Consider the following 17,787-nt stretch of genomic DNA (forward strand, 5'->3'; position numbering starts at 1 on the left):
GCCGTCTCAGCCGGTCAGCCAGGTGAGGAGCAGGCGGGTGCCGAAGCCCGTCGCGCCGCGGGTGAGTTCGGCGTCGTCGGACGTGCTGCGGCCCGGACCGGCGATGTCGAGGTGCGCCCAGGGGCGGTCGCCGGCGAACTCGCGCAGGAACAGCGCCGCCGTGATGGAGCCGCCGCCGTAGCCGCCGCGCCCGATGTTGTTGATGTCGGCGACGTCGGAGTCGATCGCGGCGCGGTAGTCCTCGACGAGCGGCATCCGCCACACCCGCTCCCCCGCCTCGGTTCCCGCCTCGGTGAGCGCGGCGGCGAGCGCGTCGTCGGTGGCGAATAGCGCCGCGTGCCGCAGGCCCAGGGCGACCTTCGCCGCGCCGGTCAGCGTCGCGACGTCCACGACGACGTCGGGGGCCAGTTCGGCGTCGGCGTAGGCGAGCGCGTCGGCGAGGACGAGCCGTCCCTCGGCGTCGGTGTTCAGCACCTCCGACGTCGTCCCGCCGTAGTGGCTGATCACGTCGCTGGGCCGCATCGACGATCCGGACGGCATGTTCTCCGCCGCCGCGACCAGCCCGGTGACGCGGGCGCGGACGCCGAGGCCGCGCAGCGCGCTCATCACGGCGATGACGGCGGCGCCGCCCGCCATGTCGGTCTTCATCGTCTTCATGCCCTCGTTCGGCTTGAGGGACAGGCCCCCGCTGTCGAACGTGATGCCCTTGCCGACGAGGACGACGTGCCGCTCGGCAGGCTCATCGGGGAGGTAGGAGAGCTCGATCAGGCGGGGCGGACGCGACGACCCGGCGCCGACCGCGATGAGGCCGCCGAAGCCCTCTTCCACCAGCTCCTTCTCGCCGCGGACGCGGACGGTGAGGCCCGCGTCGGCGGCGACCCGCTCGGCCTGGGCGGCGAGCCACGACGGGTCCTTCTCGCGGGACGGCGTGTTGGCGAGGTCGCGGGCCAGCGCGGTGGCGCGGGCGCGGGCGGTGCCCAGCTCGATGGCGGGCGCGTCCGACTCGGGGCCCGCCTCGGTGAGGACGGCGAGCGTGCCGACCGCCTTCTTCGCGGGATGGGGCGGCGCGCCGATCTTGAACTCGTAGCAGGCGAGCAGCGCGCCCTCGACGAACGCGGCCAGGTCGCCGGCGGGCACGCCCGCGACGAGCGCGGTACGGCCCCTGCCGCGGCGGGCCAGTGCGGCGCCGGCCTTGCGCAGGTCGGCCGGGGCCGCGTCGCCCACCCCGTACAGCAGCAGCTCCCGCATCCGGTCGCCGAGCCGGACCTGGGTCGCCGTGATCTCGCCGGGCTCGCCCTTGGCCCGGTGGAGCTCCAGCAGCTCGTCCAGCGTGAACGGCAGCGACTGCGCCACCTCGGCGGCCGGGGCCACCGGCCCCGATCCGACCGGCACCGCCACGACCTCCGCATCGATGTCGACCGCGGTCTGCGACACGGTACGGCCGGCGCCGTGGATGCGGGTCTCGATGGGCATGGCTGCGGTTCCCCCAGGTGCTTCTCGGTCGGGTGTCTCGGTGCGGGAATGGCAAGGGCCCCGGCGATACCCCGCCGGGACCGTCACCAACAAGCCGGGAACGGCCGTGCCGTCAGCCCACGACGCCCTTGATGGCCTCGCCGAGCTCCTTGGCCTCGTCGGCGGACAGCTCGACCACGAGACGTCCACCGCCTTCGAGTGGGACCCGCATGACGATTCCGCGTCCCTCCTTGGTCACTTCGAGCGGACCGTCTCCCGTCCGCGGCTTCATCGCCGCCATGCGTATCCCCTTCCTGCGTAGGGCCGCGGCCTTCGCACACCGTTGGCCGCGTGGCCGCGTGTCGCATCCGCGTCATCAGTAGTGGTCCATTATCTCGTCTTCCGGGCGCGAAGTGGTAACGATCAGCCTCCAGATCGGAAGATGGGAGGGTGGGTGGAGGCTTGAAAGAGGGGACGACCATGGCTGAGACCGTGCTTTACGACCTGACGGACGGCGTAGGGACGATCACACTGAACCGTCCGGACGGGATGAACTCGCTGACGGTCGAGATGAAGGAGCTGCTGCGCGCGACGGTGGTGCGCGCCGCCGCCGACCCGGCCGCCCGCGCGGTGATCCTGACGGGTGCGGGCCGGGCCTTCTGCGCAGGTCAGGATCTGCGCGAGCACGGTGACAACCTCGCCGCCGGGAAGGGGCTGGACGACACCGTCCGCAAGCACTACAACCCGATCGTGCTGGCGCTGGCGGGGATGCGGAAGCCCGTGATCGCGGCGGTGAACGGCGTCGCGGCGGGCGCGGGCGCGTCGCTGGCGTTCGCGTGCGACCTGATCGTCGCGTCCGACAGGGCCCGGTTCGCGACCGCGTTCACCGGGATCGGCCTCGCGCCCGACAGCGGCATGTCGTGGACGCTGCAGCGCCTCGTCGGCCGCGCGAAGGCCGCGGAGCTGCTGCTGCTCGGCGAGCCGGTCAAGGCCGAGGCGGCGCTGGAGCTGGGGCTGGTGCACCGGGTCGTCCCGGCGGACGAGCTGGCCCCCGCGTCGGTGGAGCTGGCCCGCCGCCTCGCCGCCGGCCCGACGGTCTCCTACGGCGCGGTCAAGGCGGCGCTCGACTTCGCGGCGACGCACGACCTGGCGTCCGCGCTCGAACGGGAGGCGGAGCTCCAGGACGACTGCGAGAAGACCGATGACCACCACAACGCGACCAGGGCGTTCCTGAAGAAGGAGCAGCCCGCCTTCGAGGGCCGCTAGCCGCCTTCCAGCCCGCACGTGGGACGGTGGTGGGGCCTGCCCCACCACGGATCCGGGAGTGTGCGGCACTGCGCCCGAGGGGTCCGCGGCGGTTCCCTTGAGGGCATGATGCAGACAACCGCCGTACCCCCGGCCGGGCAGATCCACGACCACGTCGCGGTGGCCCGCGACGTGGTGAAGTCGTACGGGACGGGCGACGGCGCCGTGACCGCGCTGCGCGGCGTCTCGGCGGCGTTCCCGCGCGGCCGGTTCACCGCGATCATGGGGCCGTCCGGCTCGGGGAAGTCGACGTTCCTGCACTGCATGGCCGGGCTGGACGCGGTGACGTCCGGCTCCGTGCTGATCGGCGACGTCGACATCACCACCCTGTCGCGGACGGCGCTGACCAAGCTGCGCCGCGACCGGCTCGGGTTCGTGTTCCAGTCGTTCAACCTGCTGCCGATGCTGACGGCGGAGGAGAACATCCGGCTCACCGGGCGGCTCGGGAACCGGCGCGCGGACCGGCAGTGGTTCGACACGATCGTGGACTCCCTCGGCCTGCGCGCGCGGCTCGGGCACCGGCCGAGCGAGCTGTCGGGCGGGCAGCAGCAGCGGGTAGCGGTGGCGCGGGCGCTGCTGACCCGTCCCGAGGTGCTGTTCGCCGACGAGCCCACCGGCAACCTCGACTCGCGGTCGGGCGCCGAGGTGCTCGGGTTCCTGCGCACCGCCGTGGACGCCTACCGGCAGACCGTGATCATGGTGACGCACGACCCGCTGGCCGCCGCGCACGCCGACCGCGTGCTGTTCCTCGCCGACGGGATGATCGTCCACGAGCTGCACGCCCCCACCATCGACCAGGTCCACGCCGCCATGCGGCGGATGGAGGGCTGAGGCCGCCATGTGGCTCATCGCGCGCCGCTCGTTCACCGGCGGCTGGAAGCAGCTGACCGCCACGCTGCTGGCGGCGATGTTCGCGATCGGGCTGATCGCCGGGTCGCTGCAGTTCACGTTCCGGGCGCAGGAGGCGGTGTCGGGCACCGACGCCAGCGAGTACGCCCGCGCCGACGTGCTGGTGCTGGGCGGGACGGCCGATCCCGGCGACGTCTACACCGTCCCTGACGGGCAGGTCCCGCTGGACCGGGTCGCCGGACGGCCCGGCGTGGCGGCGGCGGCCGGGGACGCGATGGTCCCCGTCACCGCCACCGGCTCCGACGGCAAGATCATCCTGCCGCCGGCCGGGGCCTCCACGCTGCTCCGGCCGTGGACGCCGGAGAACCGGCTCAACCCCTACCGCCTGGAGGACGGGCGCGCCCCGGCCGCAGACGGCGAGATCGCCGTCACGCGGCACGTTGCCCGCGCCGGGAAGCTCCGCGTCGGCGACTCGATGCGGACGACGCTCCCCGAGCAGACCCGCGCACTGAAGATCGTCGGGATCGTGACCGTGCAGGGCCGCAGCGCCGTCGCGAGCGGCGACCTGCTGCTGGCGCCGCCGGAGACCGTCCGCCGGGCGGCGGAGCTGCCGCCCGGGATGTGGCAGGGCGTATGGGTCAAGGCCGCGCCCGGCGTCAAACCGTCCGCCCTCCGCGCCGATCTGGCCCGCGACCTGCGCGGCGAGGACGTCACCGTCCGGACGGCCGCCGAGGTGCGCGGCGCCCAGTCGGCCACCCTGGACGCCGCGGGCGTCTCGGTCGGCGGCTCGCTGAGCATGCTCTCGTCCCTCGCCGTGTTCGTGGGGCTGTTCGTCGTCGCCAACACCTTCGGCACGCTGGTCCGGCAGCGGACCCGGCGGCTCGCGCTGCTCAGCGCGATCGGCGCCACGCCCCGCCAGATCAAGCGGCTGATCCGGCTGGAGGCCCTCGCGCTCGGGATCGTCGCTTCCATCGGCGGGGTGCTGGTCGGCTACCCGGTGTCGGGGCTGCTCACCGACCTGTTCGCCAGGGACGGCTTCGACATCTCCGTCGCCGACGCCGACTTCGGCTGGCTCGCCCTCACCGCGCCCGCCCTCGCCGGGATCCTCGTCACCCAGCTCGCCGCCTGGCGCGCCGCCCGCAGGGCGTCCCGGATCGCGCCGATGCAGGCGCTGCGCGCCGCGAGCACCGACACGGCCGGACGGCGCTGGCCGCGGATCCTCGGCGCGCTCGCCGTGCTCGGCCTCGCCGCCGGGTTCTACAGCCTGGTGTTCGCGATCAGGTACGAGGAGCCGCCGGGCATGGAGCGCACGGTCGGCGTCTGCATCATGATCCTGATGGGGTCCATGACGGCGGTGGCGGGGCTCGCCGTCCTCGCCCCGTTCTTCGTCGGACCGCTCGGCGGCCTGGTCGGACGCGTCGGCACCGCGGTGAGCGGCGAGGCCGGGCGGCTCGCCCGCGCCACCATCACCCGCAGCCCGCGGCGGGTGTCGTCGGCCGCGTCCTCGCTGATGCTCGGCGTCGCGCTCGTCTCCTCGACCGCGGTGCTCGTGCTGTCGGTGAACGACCGCTTCGACGCCGCCGGGAAGGAGGTGATGGTGGCCGAGCACGCGATCGCCGCGGCGGAGAAGACCTCGTCCGGCCAGGCCCCGCTGCCCGGCGACACGGTCGCCAAGGCCGCCGCCGCGCCCGGCGTGTCCCGCGCGATGGCGCTGACCGGCACCGCGGTACGGCTCGTGGACCCGCCGCCGAAGCCGCAGGCTCCCGAGGAGCCCGCTGAGCCGGTGTTCCTGGACGTGACCGGAGCCGACCAGGCGGCGCTGCCGTCCGTCCTCGACCTCGGCGGCAGCCTGCGGCCGCTCCGTACCGGCGAGATCGGGGTCGCCTCCACGGTCATGAAGGCGAACAACCTGAAGAAGGGCCAGCGGATCGTGGTGCGGGGCGTGCGCGGCAAGGTCGCGCTGACCGTCGCCAGGGCCTACCACGACCCGTCCCACCTGTTCGCCGACCAGGCGCTGGTGTCCCCGGCCACCATGGACCGGCTGGATCCGGGCGCGGGGACGCGGGTCGTCCTCGTCCGCGGCGGCACCACGGACGGCCTGACCCGCGCGGTCGAGGGCGTGCCGGGCGCCCAGGTGCTCGACGAGTCCGGCTACGTCAAGACGGCCGCGAAGGCGATGACCAACGGCGTCAGGGTCATCTACGCGTTCATCGGGATGGCGCTCGTCCTGGCGCTGTTCGGGATGGCCACGACCGTGTCGATGAGCGTCGCCGAACGCACCCGCGAGTTCGGGCTGCTCGGCGCCGTCGGCGCGACGGCGGCGCAGATCCGGTCGGTCGTCCGGTGGGAGGCCGCGACGGTCGTCCTGCTCGGCACGCTCCTCGGGCTCGGCACGGCACTCGGTACCGGCTACCTGATGCACGTCGGGACGGGCAGCTCGTTCCTGGCCCCGAGCCCGCCGTGGTGGCTGTTCGCCGCGGTCATCGCGGGCGCGGCGGCCGTCACCCTGGCGACGTCCGCCCTCCCGGCCCGCCGCGCCGCGGCCGTGCCCGTCCTGGAGGCCGCCAAGGCCGAATGACCGGCTCCGCGACGACACCGGCCGGCGCCGCACCACGTGACATCCCTGGCCGTCGCGATCGCGACCGAAGGCAGGTTCAAGCGAAGCGAGAACCTGATCGCGCAGCGAGCCGCAAGGCGAGTCGGAGCGATGCAGCGATCGCACGCGTTGCTCGCGGCCGGAAGGCGGTCACGCCTTCCGGCCACGAGCAACGCCACGAAAAGCGCAGCCCGTCAGGTGGTCGTCTACGAGGCCGCAGGCTTGCATGAGGGCGTAGACGGTGGTGGGGCCCAGGAAGCGGAAGCCGTGCTTCTTCAGCTCCTTGGCCAGGGCCTTCGAGCCGTCGGTGGACGCGGGCATGTCGTCCATGTCGGTGTAGGCCGGTGCGTCCGGGTCGGCGTAGCGCCAGACGGTGGCGGCGAGGCCGCCGGGGAGGTCGAGCGCGGCGCGGGCGTTGGCGATGGACGCCTCGATCTTCGCCCGGTTGCGGACGATCGAGGCGTCCGCCATCAGCCGCTCGACGTCGGCGGGGCCGAACGCGGCGACCTTCTCGGGGTCGAACCCGTGGAACGCGGCCCGGAACGCCTCGCGCTTGCGGAGGATCGTCAGCCACGACAGCCCGGACTGGAACGCCTCCAGGCACAGCTTCTCGTAGAGGCCCTGGTCGTCGCGGACGGGACGGCCCCACTCCTCGTCGTGGTAGGCGACGTAGTCGGGCGCCGACAGGCCCCACGGGCAGCGGGCCAGGCCGTCCTCGCCCAGAATCGCGGTGGTCACCCGCCCGTTCTACCTCACGCCTCCGACAGAGCGGCCAGGCGGCGGAGGCCCAGGCCCATGAACGCCTTCACGACCGGGCCCACGGCGAGCCAGCCAGCGCGGCCCAGCGGGCCTAGGGGCAGGTCGACGCGTTCGGCCCAGATGATGCGGCTGCCCGCTCCTTCCGGGACGACCTTGAACCACGCCTCGCCGCGCACCACGCGGCCGGTGTGCCGGACGGCGACGCGGCGCCCCGGCCGCCAGTCGGTGATCACCATCGTGTCGAGGAACCCGATCGGGCCGACGCCCGTCCGGGCCCGCAGGTCGTCGCCGATCTTGCGGCCGCCCTCCGCGCTGGTGAACGGCATCCACTCCGCGTGCCGCGGCCAGTCGGTCAGGACGTCGAAGACCCGGTCGGCGGGCGCGGCCGAGACCGCCTCCGCGTGGACGGCGACACTGCTCACGGGCGGTCCTCCGGCGCGCCGCCCACGCGCTCGTCCTCCTCGGCCTCCTCCTTGAGGAGCGAGGGCGGGCCGCCGTTCGGGGGCGGTTCCTCCAGGCCGTGCGGGTCTTCGAGGCCGTGCAGGGCGCCGATCGAGCCCGCGCCGTAGCGCAGCTCGTGGAGCTGCTGTTCGAGGACGGCCACGCGGGCGTCGCGCTCGGACAGCGCATGCGAGACGCGGCGCAGCGCCTCGTCCATCACCTGCGGCTGGTAGCCCCAGAACGTGCGCGGGAACCGCATGTGGGCGACGTCGGGGCCGGTGATCGGACGGCCGTCGGCGCCGAGCGGGAGCCGCGGATAGTCGGGATGGGTCTCGGCCAGCTCCCCGCCCCTGCCCATGGCGAGGACGACGACGGCGCCCAGCACGGCCACGCCGGCCAGGACGAGAACCAGGACCACCATCTCGCTCCGATCTGCACGCGTCCCTCTCTGAAGGACGTTTCCCGATCCCAGATCGTGCCACGCTTTGCGGCATGGAAGTGCGAGAGCGGATGGTGCTGTCATCGGACGCGCCGGTACCGGACGGCGCCGTCGACGCGGGCACGGCGCCCCCGGCGGACCGCGTGGAGCGGCACGCGGCCGCGGGGGACGTGGTGCTCGTCACATTGGAGACGGACGCACGGGAGCCGGATCCGGCGCTGCTCGCCGCGGTGTCCGTCTACGCGTGGCTGGGCGCGGCCCTGTTCCGCGTGCCCGAGTCGCAGGCGGACGGCGTCCGCCAGGTCCTGGACATGGTGGCCTCCATCCAGGGCACGCGGCCCCCCGCCGTCGCCCGCCGCGGGCTCGCCTGACCGCGGGTCGCGGCAGGGCCCTAGCCGCGCAGGCGGTGCCAGGGGCCCGTGATCGCGAACGTCGCGCCCGGGTCGGACTGGCGGCTGGCGAACAGGATGCGGCCGTCCGGGGAGAACGTGACCCCGGCGAACTCGCTGTCGTTGAGGGCGTTGCGGGCGAACGCGAACGGCTTGTTCTTGCGCGTGGTGCCGACGAGGTACTGCTCGCCGTCGCCGTCCTCGGCCAGGATCACGCCGCCGCCGTACGGGGAGACGGTGATGTTGTCCGGGCCGTCGAACCGGCCGCCCGGCTTGAAGATCAGCTGGAGCTCGACCTCGTTGCGGCGCGGGTCGTAGGTCCAGACCTGGCCCGCGTGGTCGCCCGCCGCGCCGTCCGACTTCTTGGAGTAGCTGGCCACGAAGTACGCCTTGCCGTGCCCCCACCAGGCGCCTTCGAGCTTCTGGCTCCGCGTGATCGTCTCGAACTGCTTGCGGACGGAGGTCTGCTTCGCGGACGGGTCCGGCACGTCCACCCACTGGGCGCGGAACTTCGTCCCCGGCTCGGTGACGAGCGACAGGTCGGGGAGGCCCGGCACGTTCAGCGCCTCCAGCTCCCCGCCCTTCAGGTAGGCGTGGTAGCCGCCGCGGTGGGCCCTGGGACGGAACCGGTAGAACAGGCCGAACGGCTTGGACGCGTCCTCGGTCAGGTAGGCGGTGAGGGTGTGCGGGTCGACGGCGACGGCCTCGTGCGCGAACCGGCCGAGACCGGTCAGCGGGACCGGCTTGGTGCGCCGGCCGTACGGGTCGACCTCGAAGACCCAGCCGTGGCTCTTGGTCTCGCCCTTGAAGCCCTCGGTCTCCTCGCAGGTCAGCCACGTCCCCCACGGGGTGCGGCCGCCCGCGCAGTTCACGGCCGTCCCGGCGAGGCTGACGTACTGCGATACCAGGTCGCCGTCCCGGTCGACGAGCAGGTTGGTGGTGCCGCCGTTGGCGGCCGGGTCGTAGGTCAGCTCGGGCGGCGCGACGGCGCGGGTGCCGTTGTTGCTCTGCTCGTGGTTGCGCACGAGGATCGTGTGGCCCCGGCGGGCGTTCCCGCGCTCGCGAACGTCCCAGCCGGGCCAGTCCAGGCCGTGGTCGTGGCCGTGGCCGCCGCGCGCGGGGAACGTGGCCGTCCCGTCGTGGTGGCCGGGGACGACGACGCCGTCGGAGATGGGCTCGCCCTCCACCGACAGCGTCTTGTACGAGAAACCCTTGGGCAGGTCGAGGACGCCCTTGGGGTCGGGGACGAGCGGGCCGTAGCCGAACGCCTCTCCGGCGTCGGCGCCCGCGGAGGTCTGGAAGATTCCGTCCAGGCTTCCGGCGAGCGCGATGGACAGCGCACCGGCCGCGCCGCCCTTGACGACTCCGCGACGGGTCACGGACATGGGCACTCCTTCACGTGAGGGGATCACGCGGGAGCCTGGTCGCCGCCCCTGAACCGGTGATGAACGAGCACCGGACGGGTGGCAAACCCCCAGGACAATCTTCAGTTTCCGGGCATCGGGCCGCTAGCGCGCGCCCGCGCTCGCGAGCCCGGCGATCTCGGTCATGACCGACCCGGCGAGGTCGAAGCCGCCGACGCAGGCGAGGTATCCGGGGGCGTCCCAGTCGGGGTCCCCGGGCCGCCCGCCGAGCGGCAGGTACGTCCCGCCCGCCTGCCTGACCAGGAGCATCGCCGCCGCGATGTCCCACGCGTTGATGGAGGAGTCGTAGGCGATGTCCGTCCAGCCTGCGGCGATGTGCGCGAGGGTGAGCGCGGCGCTGCCGGGCCTGCGGACGGTGGCGAACGCGTCCACCATCAGGCCGAAGCGGCGCAGCGTCTCGTCCCGGTCGCCGATGCTCAGGTCGTGCGGGCTGGGGAAGGACGTCGCGGCCACGGCGATGGCGTCACGGGTCGCGCCGCGGCTGCGGAGCGGCTCGCCGTTGCAGGTGGCGCCGTCCAGGGTCGCGGTGAACATGTCGTCGCGCATCGGGTCGTACACGGCGCCCGCGACCAGCTCGCCCTCCGCGACGGCGGCGATCGACACGCACCAGAACGGCAGGCCGACCGCGAAGTTGGCCGTCCCGTCGATGGGGTCGACGTACCAGCGGATCCCGGCGGCGGGACCGCCGGGGCCCGCGGAGTCGCCGCGCGCGCCGCCCTCCTCCCCGACGACGACGCTGCCCGGCGTGTGCTCGGCGAGCACCTCCCGGATCGTCTCCTCCGACGCGCGGTCGTGCTCGGTGACCGGGTCGTGGAAGTCGCGCTTGACGTCGACCTCCGGGCGCGAGCGGAACGCGGCCCGCAGCGGGCCGCCTGCCGTGCGGGCGGCGAGTTCGGCGATCGCGGCGAGCTCTCGCGAGGCGGGCACGTCGATGGTCATTCGGCTCCTTCGGGTGACGCGGGTGGTTCGGGCAGGGCGCTGGTCAGGTGGGCAGGAGGCGCTCCAGGAGGCGCGCGGCGTCCATCGCGCTGCCGGACGGCGTCACGGTGGGGTACTCGACGGCGAGTTCACGGGCGCGCACGCGTTCGACGGTATCCGAGGCCCCTCGCGGGCGCGCGAGCCGGGACCCGGGGCGCCCACGTCACGGGCCACGTTACGGGCCCCGTGACGCGGGCAGTGGGTCTCTGGGCCGGATCCGGCGCCGGACAGGGGGCGGGGCGGTACCGGGATCACGACGAGGGAGAGAGCGATGGCGCAGCAAGTGGCCGACCACGTCCTCCGGCGGCTGACCGAGTGGGGCGTGGAGCGGGTCTTCGGATATCCGGGCGACGGCATCAACGGCATGCTCGGCGCCTTCGACCGGGCCGAGGGGCGGCCGGAGTTCATCCAGGCGCGGCACGAGGAGATGGCCGCGTTCATGGCGGTCGGGCACGCCAAGTTCACCGGCGAGGTCGGCTGCTGCGCGGCGACGTCCGGGCCGGGCGCGATCCATCTGCTGAACGGCCTGTACGACGCCAAGCTGGACCACCAGCCGGTCGTGGCGATCATCGGGCAGCAGGCGCGGCTGGCGCAGGGCACCTGCTACCAGCAGGAGGTGGCGCTGGAGAACCTGTTCTCCGACGTGTCCGAGTTCTGCCAGCTCGTCATGCATCCCGGCCAGGTGCGGCATGTCATCGACCGGGCGTTCAAGACGGCGCTGACCGCCCGCGGCGTGGCGACGATCATCATCCCGGAGGACGTCCAGGAGGCGGCGGAGATGCCGTCGCCGCCGAAGGAGCACGGCTCGGTGTTCTCCAGCGTCGGGTGGAGCCGGCCGCGCGTCCTGCCCAACCCGGAGGAGCTGCGGAAGGCGGCGGACATCCTCAACGAGGGCGAGAAGGTCGCGATGCTCGTCGGGCAGGGCGCGGCGGGCGCGCAGGCGGAGGTGGTCGAGGCGGCGGAACTGCTCGGCGCGGGCATCGCGAAGGCCCTGCTCGGCCGGGAGGTCGTGCCCGACACGCTGCCGTTCGTGACCGGGCCGATCGGGCTGCTCGGCTCCAAGGCCAGCGATGAGATGATCATGAACTGCGACACCCTGTTCATGATCGGCACCAGCTTCCCGTACGCCGAGTGGCTGCCGGACGAGGGCAGCTGCCGCGGCGTGGAGATCGACATCGACGGCCGCATGATCGGCATCCGGTACCCGATGGACGCCCATGTCGTCGGCGACGCCAAGGAGACGCTCAGGGAGCTGATCCCGCTCCTGCGCCGCAAGGAGGACAGGTCCTGGCGGGAGGGGATCGAGGAGAACGTCCGCGCCTGGAACGCGGTCATGGAGAAGCGGGCCGGGCAGAGCTTCGACGGCAAGATCAACCCGCAGGCCGTGGCGCAGGAGCTGTCCCCGCTGCTCCCGGACGGCGTGATCCTCACCGCCGACTCCGGGTCGGCGACGAACTGGTGGGCACGCCACCTCAAGCTCCGCGAGGGGATGCGGGCTTCCCTGTCCGGGACGCTCGCCACGATGGGCCCCGGCGTCCCGTACGCGATCGCCGCGCGGTTCGCCTACCCGGACCGTCCGGTGATCTGCTTCGTCGGGGACGGCGCGTTCCAGATGAACGGCATGAACGAGATGCTCACGGTCAAGCGGTACGCCGGGCGCATGGCCGGCGCCCCGCTGATCTTCTGCGTGTTCAACAACCAGGACCTCAACCAGGTCACCTGGGAGCAGCGCGCGCTGGGCGGCGACCCCAAGTACGAGGGCTCGCAGTCGATCCCCGACTTCCCCTACGCCCAGTACGCGGAGATGTGCGGCCTCAAGGGCGTCTACTGCGACGAACCCGAGCGCGTCACGGACGCCTGGCAGGACGCGCTCGCCGCCGACCGTCCGGTGGTGCTGGAGTTCGTCGTGGACGACCAGATCGCCCCGATCCCGCCGCACATCATGTCCGACCAGGCCAAGAAGACCGTCAAGGCGGGCCTGAAGGACCCGCAGAAGATCGGCATCGCGGCCCGCGGCTTCCGCCAGAAGCTCACCGAGATGTACGAGAACATGCCCGGCCGCAAGCACTGACCGGGATCCCACCGCGGGTCACAGCTCCGCTTCGGCGTAGTCCTCGGGGGAGAACTCGATCCGGGGCTGGGAGCGTTCCAGCAGGTCGAACGCCTTGGGGACGGAGTCGGTCCAGCCGATGGCGTCCCAGATCCGCGCGCGGGCGAAGCCCTGCTCGGTGAGGCCGCGCATCAGCTCGCGGAGCGGTTCGTAGACGCCGGTCGGGTCGAGGATCACGACGGGCTTGGCGTGCATGGCGAGGACGCGGGCCGTCCACACCTCGAACAGCTCCTCCAGCGTCCCGATGCCGCCGGGGAGGATGAGGAACGCGTCGCTGCGGCGGTCCATCTCGCCCTTGCGGGTGCGCATGTCGGGGGTGACGATCAGCTCGTCGTTGTCCTCGTCGGCGATCTCGACGCTGACCAGGCCCTCGGGGATCACCCCGACGGTGCGGGCGCCGCCCGCCCGCGCGGCGCGGGCGACGGCGCCCATGCACGAGACCTTGGCGCCGCCGCTGACGAGGCTGTGCCCGCGCCGGGCGAGCTCGGTTCCGGCCTGCGCCGCGAGGTCGATGTAGCCGCGGTCGATCGTCCCGCTGGACGAGCAGAACACGCAGATGGCAAGGGGCTTCGGGGACTTCACCGGCCCCATCCTACGGGCCCGCCTCGGGACGGGCCGGGTGTGCCCCGCCCGGCGCCGGGCCCGGAGCGGCGGGCCCGGCACGGGGTGGGATCAGTGCATGGCGAGGTCCCTGCGGCGGAAGCCGGCCAGGCCGAGGACGGCCAGGACGGCGGCGAGGGCGGCCAGCCAGACCAGCGGCATCACGGCGAAGTCCTGCCCGATCTTCGGGATGTGGGCGAAGGGCGAGACGTCCAGCACCCGCTGGTCCAGGTCGAGGCTCGCCCCGAACAGGGTGAGCAGCCCGAACAGGCCGACCGCCGCCCAGGCGCCGCCCGCGGCGAGCCGCGGCGCCAGGCCGAACAGCGCGAGCGCGATCGCCGCCACCAGCCACACGGCCGGGAGCTGCGCCAGCGCCGCGCCGAGCACGCGGGGCAGCTCGCCGCCGACGTCGCCGGCGTTCAGGCCGTGCGTCAGCCCGGCGGCGCCGCCCGCGACGGCCAGCGCGACGGCGGGCCCCAGCAGGGCGAACACCAGATGGCTCGACGCCCAGCGCAGCCGCCCGGTCGCGGTGGCGAGCAGCGGCTCGGCGCGCTGCCCGGACTCCTCGGTCCGCAGCCGCAGCGCGGCGGACACCGCGTAGGCGGCGACGATGAGGCCGAGCATGCTCATCACCGAGGCGAAGTAGGCGTCCGTGATGCCGGACTGGCCGCCGATCTTGGTGAAGATCTCCTCCAGCTGGGGGTTGTCCTCGACCATGTCCCTGATGCCCTTGGCGAGCGCGCCGTAGACGACGCCGAGCGCGGCGAACCCGGCGAGCCACCCGTACAGGGGACGGCTCTGCAGCCGCCACCCGAGCCCGAACGGCCCGGACAGCCGCTCCGAGGCGGCGGCGGGCCCGAGGCTCGGGGGCAGGATCCCGGCGCCCACGTCGCGGCGGGCCTGGAGCGCGGCAGCGGCGGCGACCAGGACGGCGATGAGCGCCGCGACCAGCGCGAGCGTCCACCAGCGCTCCCCGCCGAAGGCGCGCAGCCGGTTGATCCAGCCGAACGGCGACACCCAGCCGAGCCACGACAGGCCGTTGCCCGCGCCGCCGACGTCGGCGGCCATCCGGACGGCGAACGCGACGCCGAGCGCGGCGAGCGCGATCCCACGGGCGGCGCTCGCGCCCTCGCTGAGCTGCGCCGTGACGCCCGCGACGGCCGCGAACAGGCAGCCCGCCGCGGCGAGCTGCAGCCCGAGGGCCAGCGACCCGGCGAACGGGAGGCCCTGGGACGTGAGTCCCGCGGCGAGCAGCACGGCGAGGACGAGGTTCGCCGCCATCGTCACGATCAGCGCGGCGGCCAGGCCGGAGCCGCGCCCGGTCACGGTGGCGCCGAGCAGCTCGCGGCGCCCGGCCTCCTCCTCGGTGCGGGTGTGCCGGACGACCGTCAGCGCGCTGATGATCGCGACCACGACCGGGATGAACCCGGAGCGCTGCGCGATGATGCTGCCGAGGCTCGTGTCGTACATCGGCCCGTAGAGGGCGAGGAACGTCGGGTTGGTGCCGGTCGTCCGCGCGTACTGGAGCCGGTCGGCGGCCTCCGGGTAGAGGCTGTCGGTCGCGCCGACGAAGCCCATCGGGAGGAGGGCGAGCACGATCACCCAGGCGGGGAGCAGGAACCGGTCGCGGCGCAGGATCAGCCGGACCAGCCCGCCGGTCCCGACGAGCGCGCTCCGTGCTCTTTGCGGGGGGACGACCCCCCGCGCCCCCCGGTTCACACCGCTCATTTGGAGACCTCTTCGAGTTCGTCCTTGTAGTGGCGCAGGAACAGCTCCTCCAGCGTCGGCGGGCGGCTGGTGAGGCTCCGCACGCCGATCTCGGTGAGCTGGCGCAGCGCCTCGTCGAGCCGGGGCGTGTCGACCTCGAACTTGATGGTGGTGCCGTCGATGTGGACGTCGTGGGCGCCGGGCAGGGGGAGGCCGTCCGGGGGCGCCGCCAGCTCGGCGTGGATCGAGGTGCGGGTCAGGTGCCGCAGCTCGTCCAGGGTGCCGGACTCCACGGCGGCGCCGTTGCGGATGATCGTCACCCGGTCGCACAGCGCCTCGACCTCGGACAGGATGTGGCTGGACAGCAGGACGGTCCGCCCGTCGCCCCGCTCCTCGCGGATGCACTCCTGGAAGACCTCCTCCATGAGCGGGTCCAGGCCGGAGGTGGGCTCGTCAAGCAGCAGCAGCTCGGCGTCGGACGCCAGCGCCGCGACCAGCCCGACCTTCTGCCGGTTGCCCTTGGAGTAGGCGCGGCCCTTCTTGCGCGGGTCGAGCTCGAAGCGGTCCAGCAGCTCGTCCCGGCGGCGCGGGTTCATGCCGCCGCGCATCCGGCCGAGCAGGTCGATCACCTCGCCGCCGGACAGGTTCGGCCACAGCGTGACGTCGCCGGGGACGTAGGCGAGGCGGCGGTGCAGCTCGGTCGCGTCCCGCCAGGGGTCGCCGCCGAGCAGCCGGGCCGTGCCCGCGTCCGCGCGCAGCAGGCCGAGCAGGACCCTGATCGTGGTCGACTTGCCCGCGCCGTTCGGGCCCAGGAAGCCGTGCACCTCTCCCGGCCGGACGGTCAGGTCCAGGCCGTCCAGCGCGCGGGTCTGGCCGAAGGTCTTGACCAGGCCGTGGATCTCGACGGGGGGCGTGTTCTCGGTCACCGGTTCTCCTCGTGAACCTCGTGGGGTGACTGCCCGCCGGAGGCGAGCATGTGCTTCAGGCCGGCGCGCGCCTGGGCGACCAGCTCCGGCGACAGGAGCCGGTCGTCGTAGATGTCGATCATCGCGAGCGCCATCCGGGGGTAGCCCTCCTGCGTCAGGACGTCGGCGCCCAGGGCCCTCGACAGGTGGTCGTGCAGGACGAACGCGCCCAGGCTCATCCCGGTCATGAGGACCGCGTAGGCGTGCAGGTCGTCGGTGCTGGGCGTGGCCACCCCGGGCCTGCCGGTCTCCAGGACCTCCTTGCTGTAGAGGACCAGGTCGTCGAACAGCGCCGCCGCGGCCGGCGACCTGTCGGTCATCGCACGGGCGATGTAGCGCTGGATGGGCAGCGCCGTCCGCATGGCGATCTCCATGAACCCGGGGCTCGCCATCCCGCCCTGGAGCGACTCCTCCTTGACCTCGCGGATGGCCTTCGAGACGTACTCGTCGCACGCCTCGCGCAGCGCTTCCTTGGTCCCGTAGTGGTGCTGGACGAGGGCGGGCGAGACGCCGGCGGCCTTGGCGATGCCGCGGATGGTCGCGCCCTTCACGCCGCGCTCCGCGAACTCCAGGAGCGCGGCGTCCCTGATGCGGGCCCGCCCGGTCAGGTCCTCGGCCCGGTCGCCGGCTGCCATCCTCACCGCCTGTACGTACGTTCAGTAGGCTGTACCGATGTACACTGTACCTCTGTACAGGCGCGGTTGTCGAGGCCGGTTCCGAGGCCGTTGTCGAAGCTGGTCAGCCGCCTCCGGGGAGTTCGCTGAGGGTCACCTGGACGCGCTTCTTCGTCCCGTCCGGCTTCTGGATCTCGACGTCCGCGATGCCGCCCGGCTTGAGCGTGGCGAGCACCGACGACAGCGCCGTCTGGTCGGGCGTGGCGGTGCCGTTCACCGACAGGATCAGGTCGCCCGGCTCGATCCCCGCCTTCGCGGCGCCGCCGCCCCGCTGGACCTCCACGACCGCGACGGCCGACCTCTGGCCGCTCTGCGGGTCGAGGATCGTCCGGACCGTCACACCGAGCGCCGCCCGCCCCGAGTCGGACACCTTCCCGGACCGGATGAGCTGCGGGACGATCCGCTTCACGGTGTCGCTCGGCGTCGCGAACCCGATCCCGGCCGCCGGGGCGCCGATGGACGGGTCCGACGCGGCGGCGGTCGGCACGCCGATCACCTGGCCGTCCAGCGTGACCAGGGCGCCGCCGCTGTTGCCCGGGTTGATCGCGGCGCTGGTCTGGATGGCGTCGGCGATCGTCGAGCCCTGGAAGGCGCCCTCGCCCCGGGTCGAGACCGTCCGGTGCAGCGCGGACACGATCCCGTTCGTGACGCTCCCGGCGAGGCCGAGCGGGTTGCCCATCGCCAGGACGATCTGCCCGACCTCCGCCCTCCTCGACTCGCCCCACGACGCCGGGCGCAGCGACCCGCCCGACACCTTGACCACGGCGAGGTCATCGGCCGCGAACGCGCCCACGGGTTCGGCGGCCAGCGGCGAGCCGCCGCTGGCCGCCGTCACCTCGATCCTGTCCGCCCCGGCCACGACGTGCGCGTTCGTGACGATGTGGCCCTGGCCGTCGTAGACGACCCCCCGACCCCTCGCCCTTGTCGGTCTGGATCTTCACGACGGACGGCAGCACGGCGTCCACGACCTTCTCGTACTGCCGCTGGAGATCCGCCGCCGGACCGGCGCTGACCGGGGCGGACGTCCGCGCGGCCGTCGCCCCCTCGCCCTCGTCGCCGCTGCATCCGGCGAGCGCCAGCGTCCCCGCCACCGCCGCCA

Annotated in this window: 17 protein-coding genes; 5 read left to right on the plus strand and 12 right to left on the minus strand. The window is 73.5% G+C overall.

Annotated features, from left to right (window positions below):
- Window positions 1–6 precede the first annotated feature (6 nt).
- Both E1264_RS05030 and E1264_RS05035 read right to left on the minus strand, forming a co-directional pair.
- A complete protein-coding gene (locus E1264_RS05030; RefSeq protein ID WP_132170027.1) occupies window positions 7–1,473 on the minus strand; it encodes a leucyl aminopeptidase in 1,467 nt (488 codons plus the stop codon).
- Between the two features lie 112 nt (window positions 1,474–1,585).
- Window positions 1,586–1,753, minus strand: coding sequence for a DUF3117 domain-containing protein (locus tag E1264_RS05035; protein WP_089314488.1), 168 nt, complete (start codon window positions 1,751–1,753; stop codon window positions 1,586–1,588).
- 179 nt (window positions 1,754–1,932) lie between these two features.
- Here E1264_RS05035 and E1264_RS05040 point away from each other — a divergent pair, with 179 nt between their 5' ends.
- The 3 genes from E1264_RS05040 (at window position 1,933) to E1264_RS05050 (ending at window position 6,184) form a co-directional block, all read left to right on the plus strand.
- On the plus strand, window positions 1,933–2,718 hold the full coding sequence (locus E1264_RS05040; protein ID WP_132170029.1) for an enoyl-CoA hydratase-related protein: 786 nt from the start codon (window positions 1,933–1,935) through the stop codon (window positions 2,716–2,718).
- A 105-nt stretch (window positions 2,719–2,823) separates the two neighbouring features.
- Complete coding sequence (locus E1264_RS05045; RefSeq protein ID WP_207935720.1) at window positions 2,824–3,588, plus strand: ABC transporter ATP-binding protein; 765 nt, start codon at window positions 2,824–2,826, stop codon at window positions 3,586–3,588.
- A 7-nt stretch (window positions 3,589–3,595) separates the two neighbouring features.
- Entirely contained in the window at window positions 3,596–6,184 is a 2,589-nt protein-coding gene (locus E1264_RS05050) for an FtsX family ABC transporter permease (RefSeq protein WP_132170031.1), read from the plus strand.
- A 168-nt stretch (window positions 6,185–6,352) separates the two neighbouring features.
- Here E1264_RS05050 and E1264_RS05055 read toward each other — a convergent pair whose 3' ends face one another.
- The 3 genes from E1264_RS05055 to E1264_RS45135 are packed head-to-tail and all read right to left on the minus strand — an operon-like array spanning window position 6,353 to window position 7,823.
- Window positions 6,353–6,940 carry a DNA-3-methyladenine glycosylase I gene (locus E1264_RS05055; protein WP_132170033.1) on the minus strand — a complete coding sequence of 196 codons (588 nt, stop codon included), beginning with the start codon at window positions 6,938–6,940 and terminating at the stop codon, window positions 6,353–6,355.
- A gap of 14 nt (window positions 6,941–6,954) precedes the next feature.
- Window positions 6,955–7,383, minus strand: a complete 429-nt coding sequence (locus E1264_RS45130) for an SRPBCC family protein (protein ID WP_132170035.1) — start codon at window positions 7,381–7,383, stop codon at window positions 6,955–6,957.
- Window positions 7,380–7,823: a hypothetical protein gene (locus E1264_RS45135; RefSeq protein WP_132170037.1), complete on the minus strand. Its 444-nt coding sequence runs from the start codon at window positions 7,821–7,823 to the stop codon at window positions 7,380–7,382. The genes E1264_RS45130 and E1264_RS45135 overlap by 4 nt, the downstream gene beginning before the upstream one ends.
- A 71-nt stretch (window positions 7,824–7,894) precedes the next feature.
- Here E1264_RS45135 and E1264_RS05070 point away from each other — a divergent pair, with 71 nt between their 5' ends.
- On the plus strand, window positions 7,895–8,212 hold the full coding sequence (locus E1264_RS05070) for a hypothetical protein (protein WP_132170039.1): 318 nt from the start codon (window positions 7,895–7,897) through the stop codon (window positions 8,210–8,212).
- Window positions 8,213–8,232: 20 nt separating this feature from the next.
- Here E1264_RS05070 and E1264_RS05075 read toward each other — a convergent pair whose 3' ends face one another.
- Window positions 8,233–9,615: an alkaline phosphatase PhoX gene (locus tag E1264_RS05075; RefSeq protein WP_132170041.1), complete on the minus strand. Its 1,383-nt coding sequence runs from the start codon at window positions 9,613–9,615 to the stop codon at window positions 8,233–8,235.
- A gap of 123 nt (window positions 9,616–9,738) precedes the next feature.
- Complete coding sequence (locus E1264_RS05080) at window positions 9,739–10,593, minus strand: inositol monophosphatase family protein (protein WP_243710752.1); 855 nt, start codon at window positions 10,591–10,593, stop codon at window positions 9,739–9,741.
- 310 nt (window positions 10,594–10,903) lie between these two features.
- Here E1264_RS05080 and E1264_RS05085 point away from each other — a divergent pair, with 310 nt between their 5' ends.
- Window positions 10,904–12,703: a thiamine pyrophosphate-requiring protein gene (locus E1264_RS05085; RefSeq protein WP_132170043.1), complete on the plus strand. Its 1,800-nt coding sequence runs from the start codon at window positions 10,904–10,906 to the stop codon at window positions 12,701–12,703.
- An 18-nt stretch (window positions 12,704–12,721) separates the two neighbouring features.
- Here the strand turns inward: E1264_RS05085 and E1264_RS05090 are convergent, their stop codons facing one another.
- The 5 genes from E1264_RS05090 to E1264_RS05110 all read right to left on the minus strand — a co-directional run bounded on the left by E1264_RS05090 (window position 12,722) and on the right by E1264_RS05110 (window position 17,547).
- Window positions 12,722–13,324 (minus strand): TIGR00730 family Rossman fold protein, encoded by a 603-nt coding sequence (locus E1264_RS05090; protein ID WP_243710753.1) that lies wholly within the window; start codon window positions 13,322–13,324, stop codon window positions 12,722–12,724.
- Window positions 13,325–13,414: 90 nt separating this feature from the next.
- Window positions 13,415–15,070 (minus strand): ABC transporter permease, encoded by a 1,656-nt coding sequence (locus E1264_RS05095; RefSeq protein ID WP_132170047.1) that lies wholly within the window; start codon window positions 15,068–15,070, stop codon window positions 13,415–13,417.
- Window positions 15,067–15,975 carry an ABC transporter ATP-binding protein gene (locus tag E1264_RS05100; RefSeq protein ID WP_132170049.1) on the minus strand — a complete coding sequence of 303 codons (909 nt, stop codon included), beginning with the start codon at window positions 15,973–15,975 and terminating at the stop codon, window positions 15,067–15,069. Before E1264_RS05100 ends, E1264_RS05095 begins: the two co-directional genes overlap by 4 nt.
- Window positions 15,972–16,649 carry a TetR/AcrR family transcriptional regulator gene (locus tag E1264_RS05105; protein WP_132170051.1) on the minus strand — a complete coding sequence of 226 codons (678 nt, stop codon included), beginning with the start codon at window positions 16,647–16,649 and terminating at the stop codon, window positions 15,972–15,974. The genes E1264_RS05100 and E1264_RS05105 overlap by 4 nt, the downstream gene beginning before the upstream one ends.
- A 103-nt stretch (window positions 16,650–16,752) precedes the next feature.
- A complete protein-coding gene (locus tag E1264_RS05110; RefSeq protein WP_243710754.1) occupies window positions 16,753–17,547 on the minus strand; it encodes a trypsin-like peptidase domain-containing protein in 795 nt (264 codons plus the stop codon).
- Window positions 17,548–17,787: the final 240 nt, after the last annotated feature.

The organism is Actinomadura sp. KC216, assembly GCF_004348535.1.
In the GTDB taxonomy this organism is placed as follows: Bacteria; Actinomycetota; Actinomycetes; order Streptosporangiales; family Streptosporangiaceae; genus Spirillospora.

What these genes read in the sequence shown, in the direction of transcription:
- E1264_RS05030 (WP_132170027.1), bottom strand. Translation starts at nt 1,473, where the DNA reads ATGCCCATCGAGACCCGCATCCACGGCGCCGGCCGTACCGTGTCGCAG.
- E1264_RS05035 (WP_089314488.1), bottom strand. Translation starts at nt 1,753, where the DNA reads ATGGCGGCGATGAAGCCGCGGACGGGAGACGGTCCGCTCGAAGTGACC.
- E1264_RS05040 (WP_132170029.1), top strand. Translation starts at nt 1,933, where the DNA reads ATGGCTGAGACCGTGCTTTACGACCTGACGGACGGCGTAGGGACGATC.
- E1264_RS05045 (WP_207935720.1), top strand. Translation starts at nt 2,824, where the DNA reads ATGATGCAGACAACCGCCGTACCCCCGGCCGGGCAGATCCACGACCAC.
- E1264_RS05050 (WP_132170031.1), top strand. Translation starts at nt 3,596, where the DNA reads ATGTGGCTCATCGCGCGCCGCTCGTTCACCGGCGGCTGGAAGCAGCTG.
- E1264_RS45135 (WP_132170037.1), bottom strand. Translation starts at nt 7,823, where the DNA reads ATGGTGGTCCTGGTTCTCGTCCTGGCCGGCGTGGCCGTGCTGGGCGCC.
- E1264_RS05070 (WP_132170039.1), top strand. Translation starts at nt 7,895, where the DNA reads ATGGAAGTGCGAGAGCGGATGGTGCTGTCATCGGACGCGCCGGTACCG.
- E1264_RS05075 (WP_132170041.1), bottom strand. Translation starts at nt 9,615, where the DNA reads ATGTCCGTGACCCGTCGCGGAGTCGTCAAGGGCGGCGCGGCCGGTGCG.
- E1264_RS05080 (WP_243710752.1), bottom strand. Translation starts at nt 10,593, where the DNA reads ATGACCATCGACGTGCCCGCCTCGCGAGAGCTCGCCGCGATCGCCGAA.
- E1264_RS05085 (WP_132170043.1), top strand. Translation starts at nt 10,904, where the DNA reads ATGGCGCAGCAAGTGGCCGACCACGTCCTCCGGCGGCTGACCGAGTGG.
- E1264_RS05095 (WP_132170047.1), bottom strand. Translation starts at nt 15,070, where the DNA reads ATGAGCGGTGTGAACCGGGGGGCGCGGGGGGTCGTCCCCCCGCAAAGA.
- E1264_RS05105 (WP_132170051.1), bottom strand. Translation starts at nt 16,649, where the DNA reads ATGGCAGCCGGCGACCGGGCCGAGGACCTGACCGGGCGGGCCCGCATC.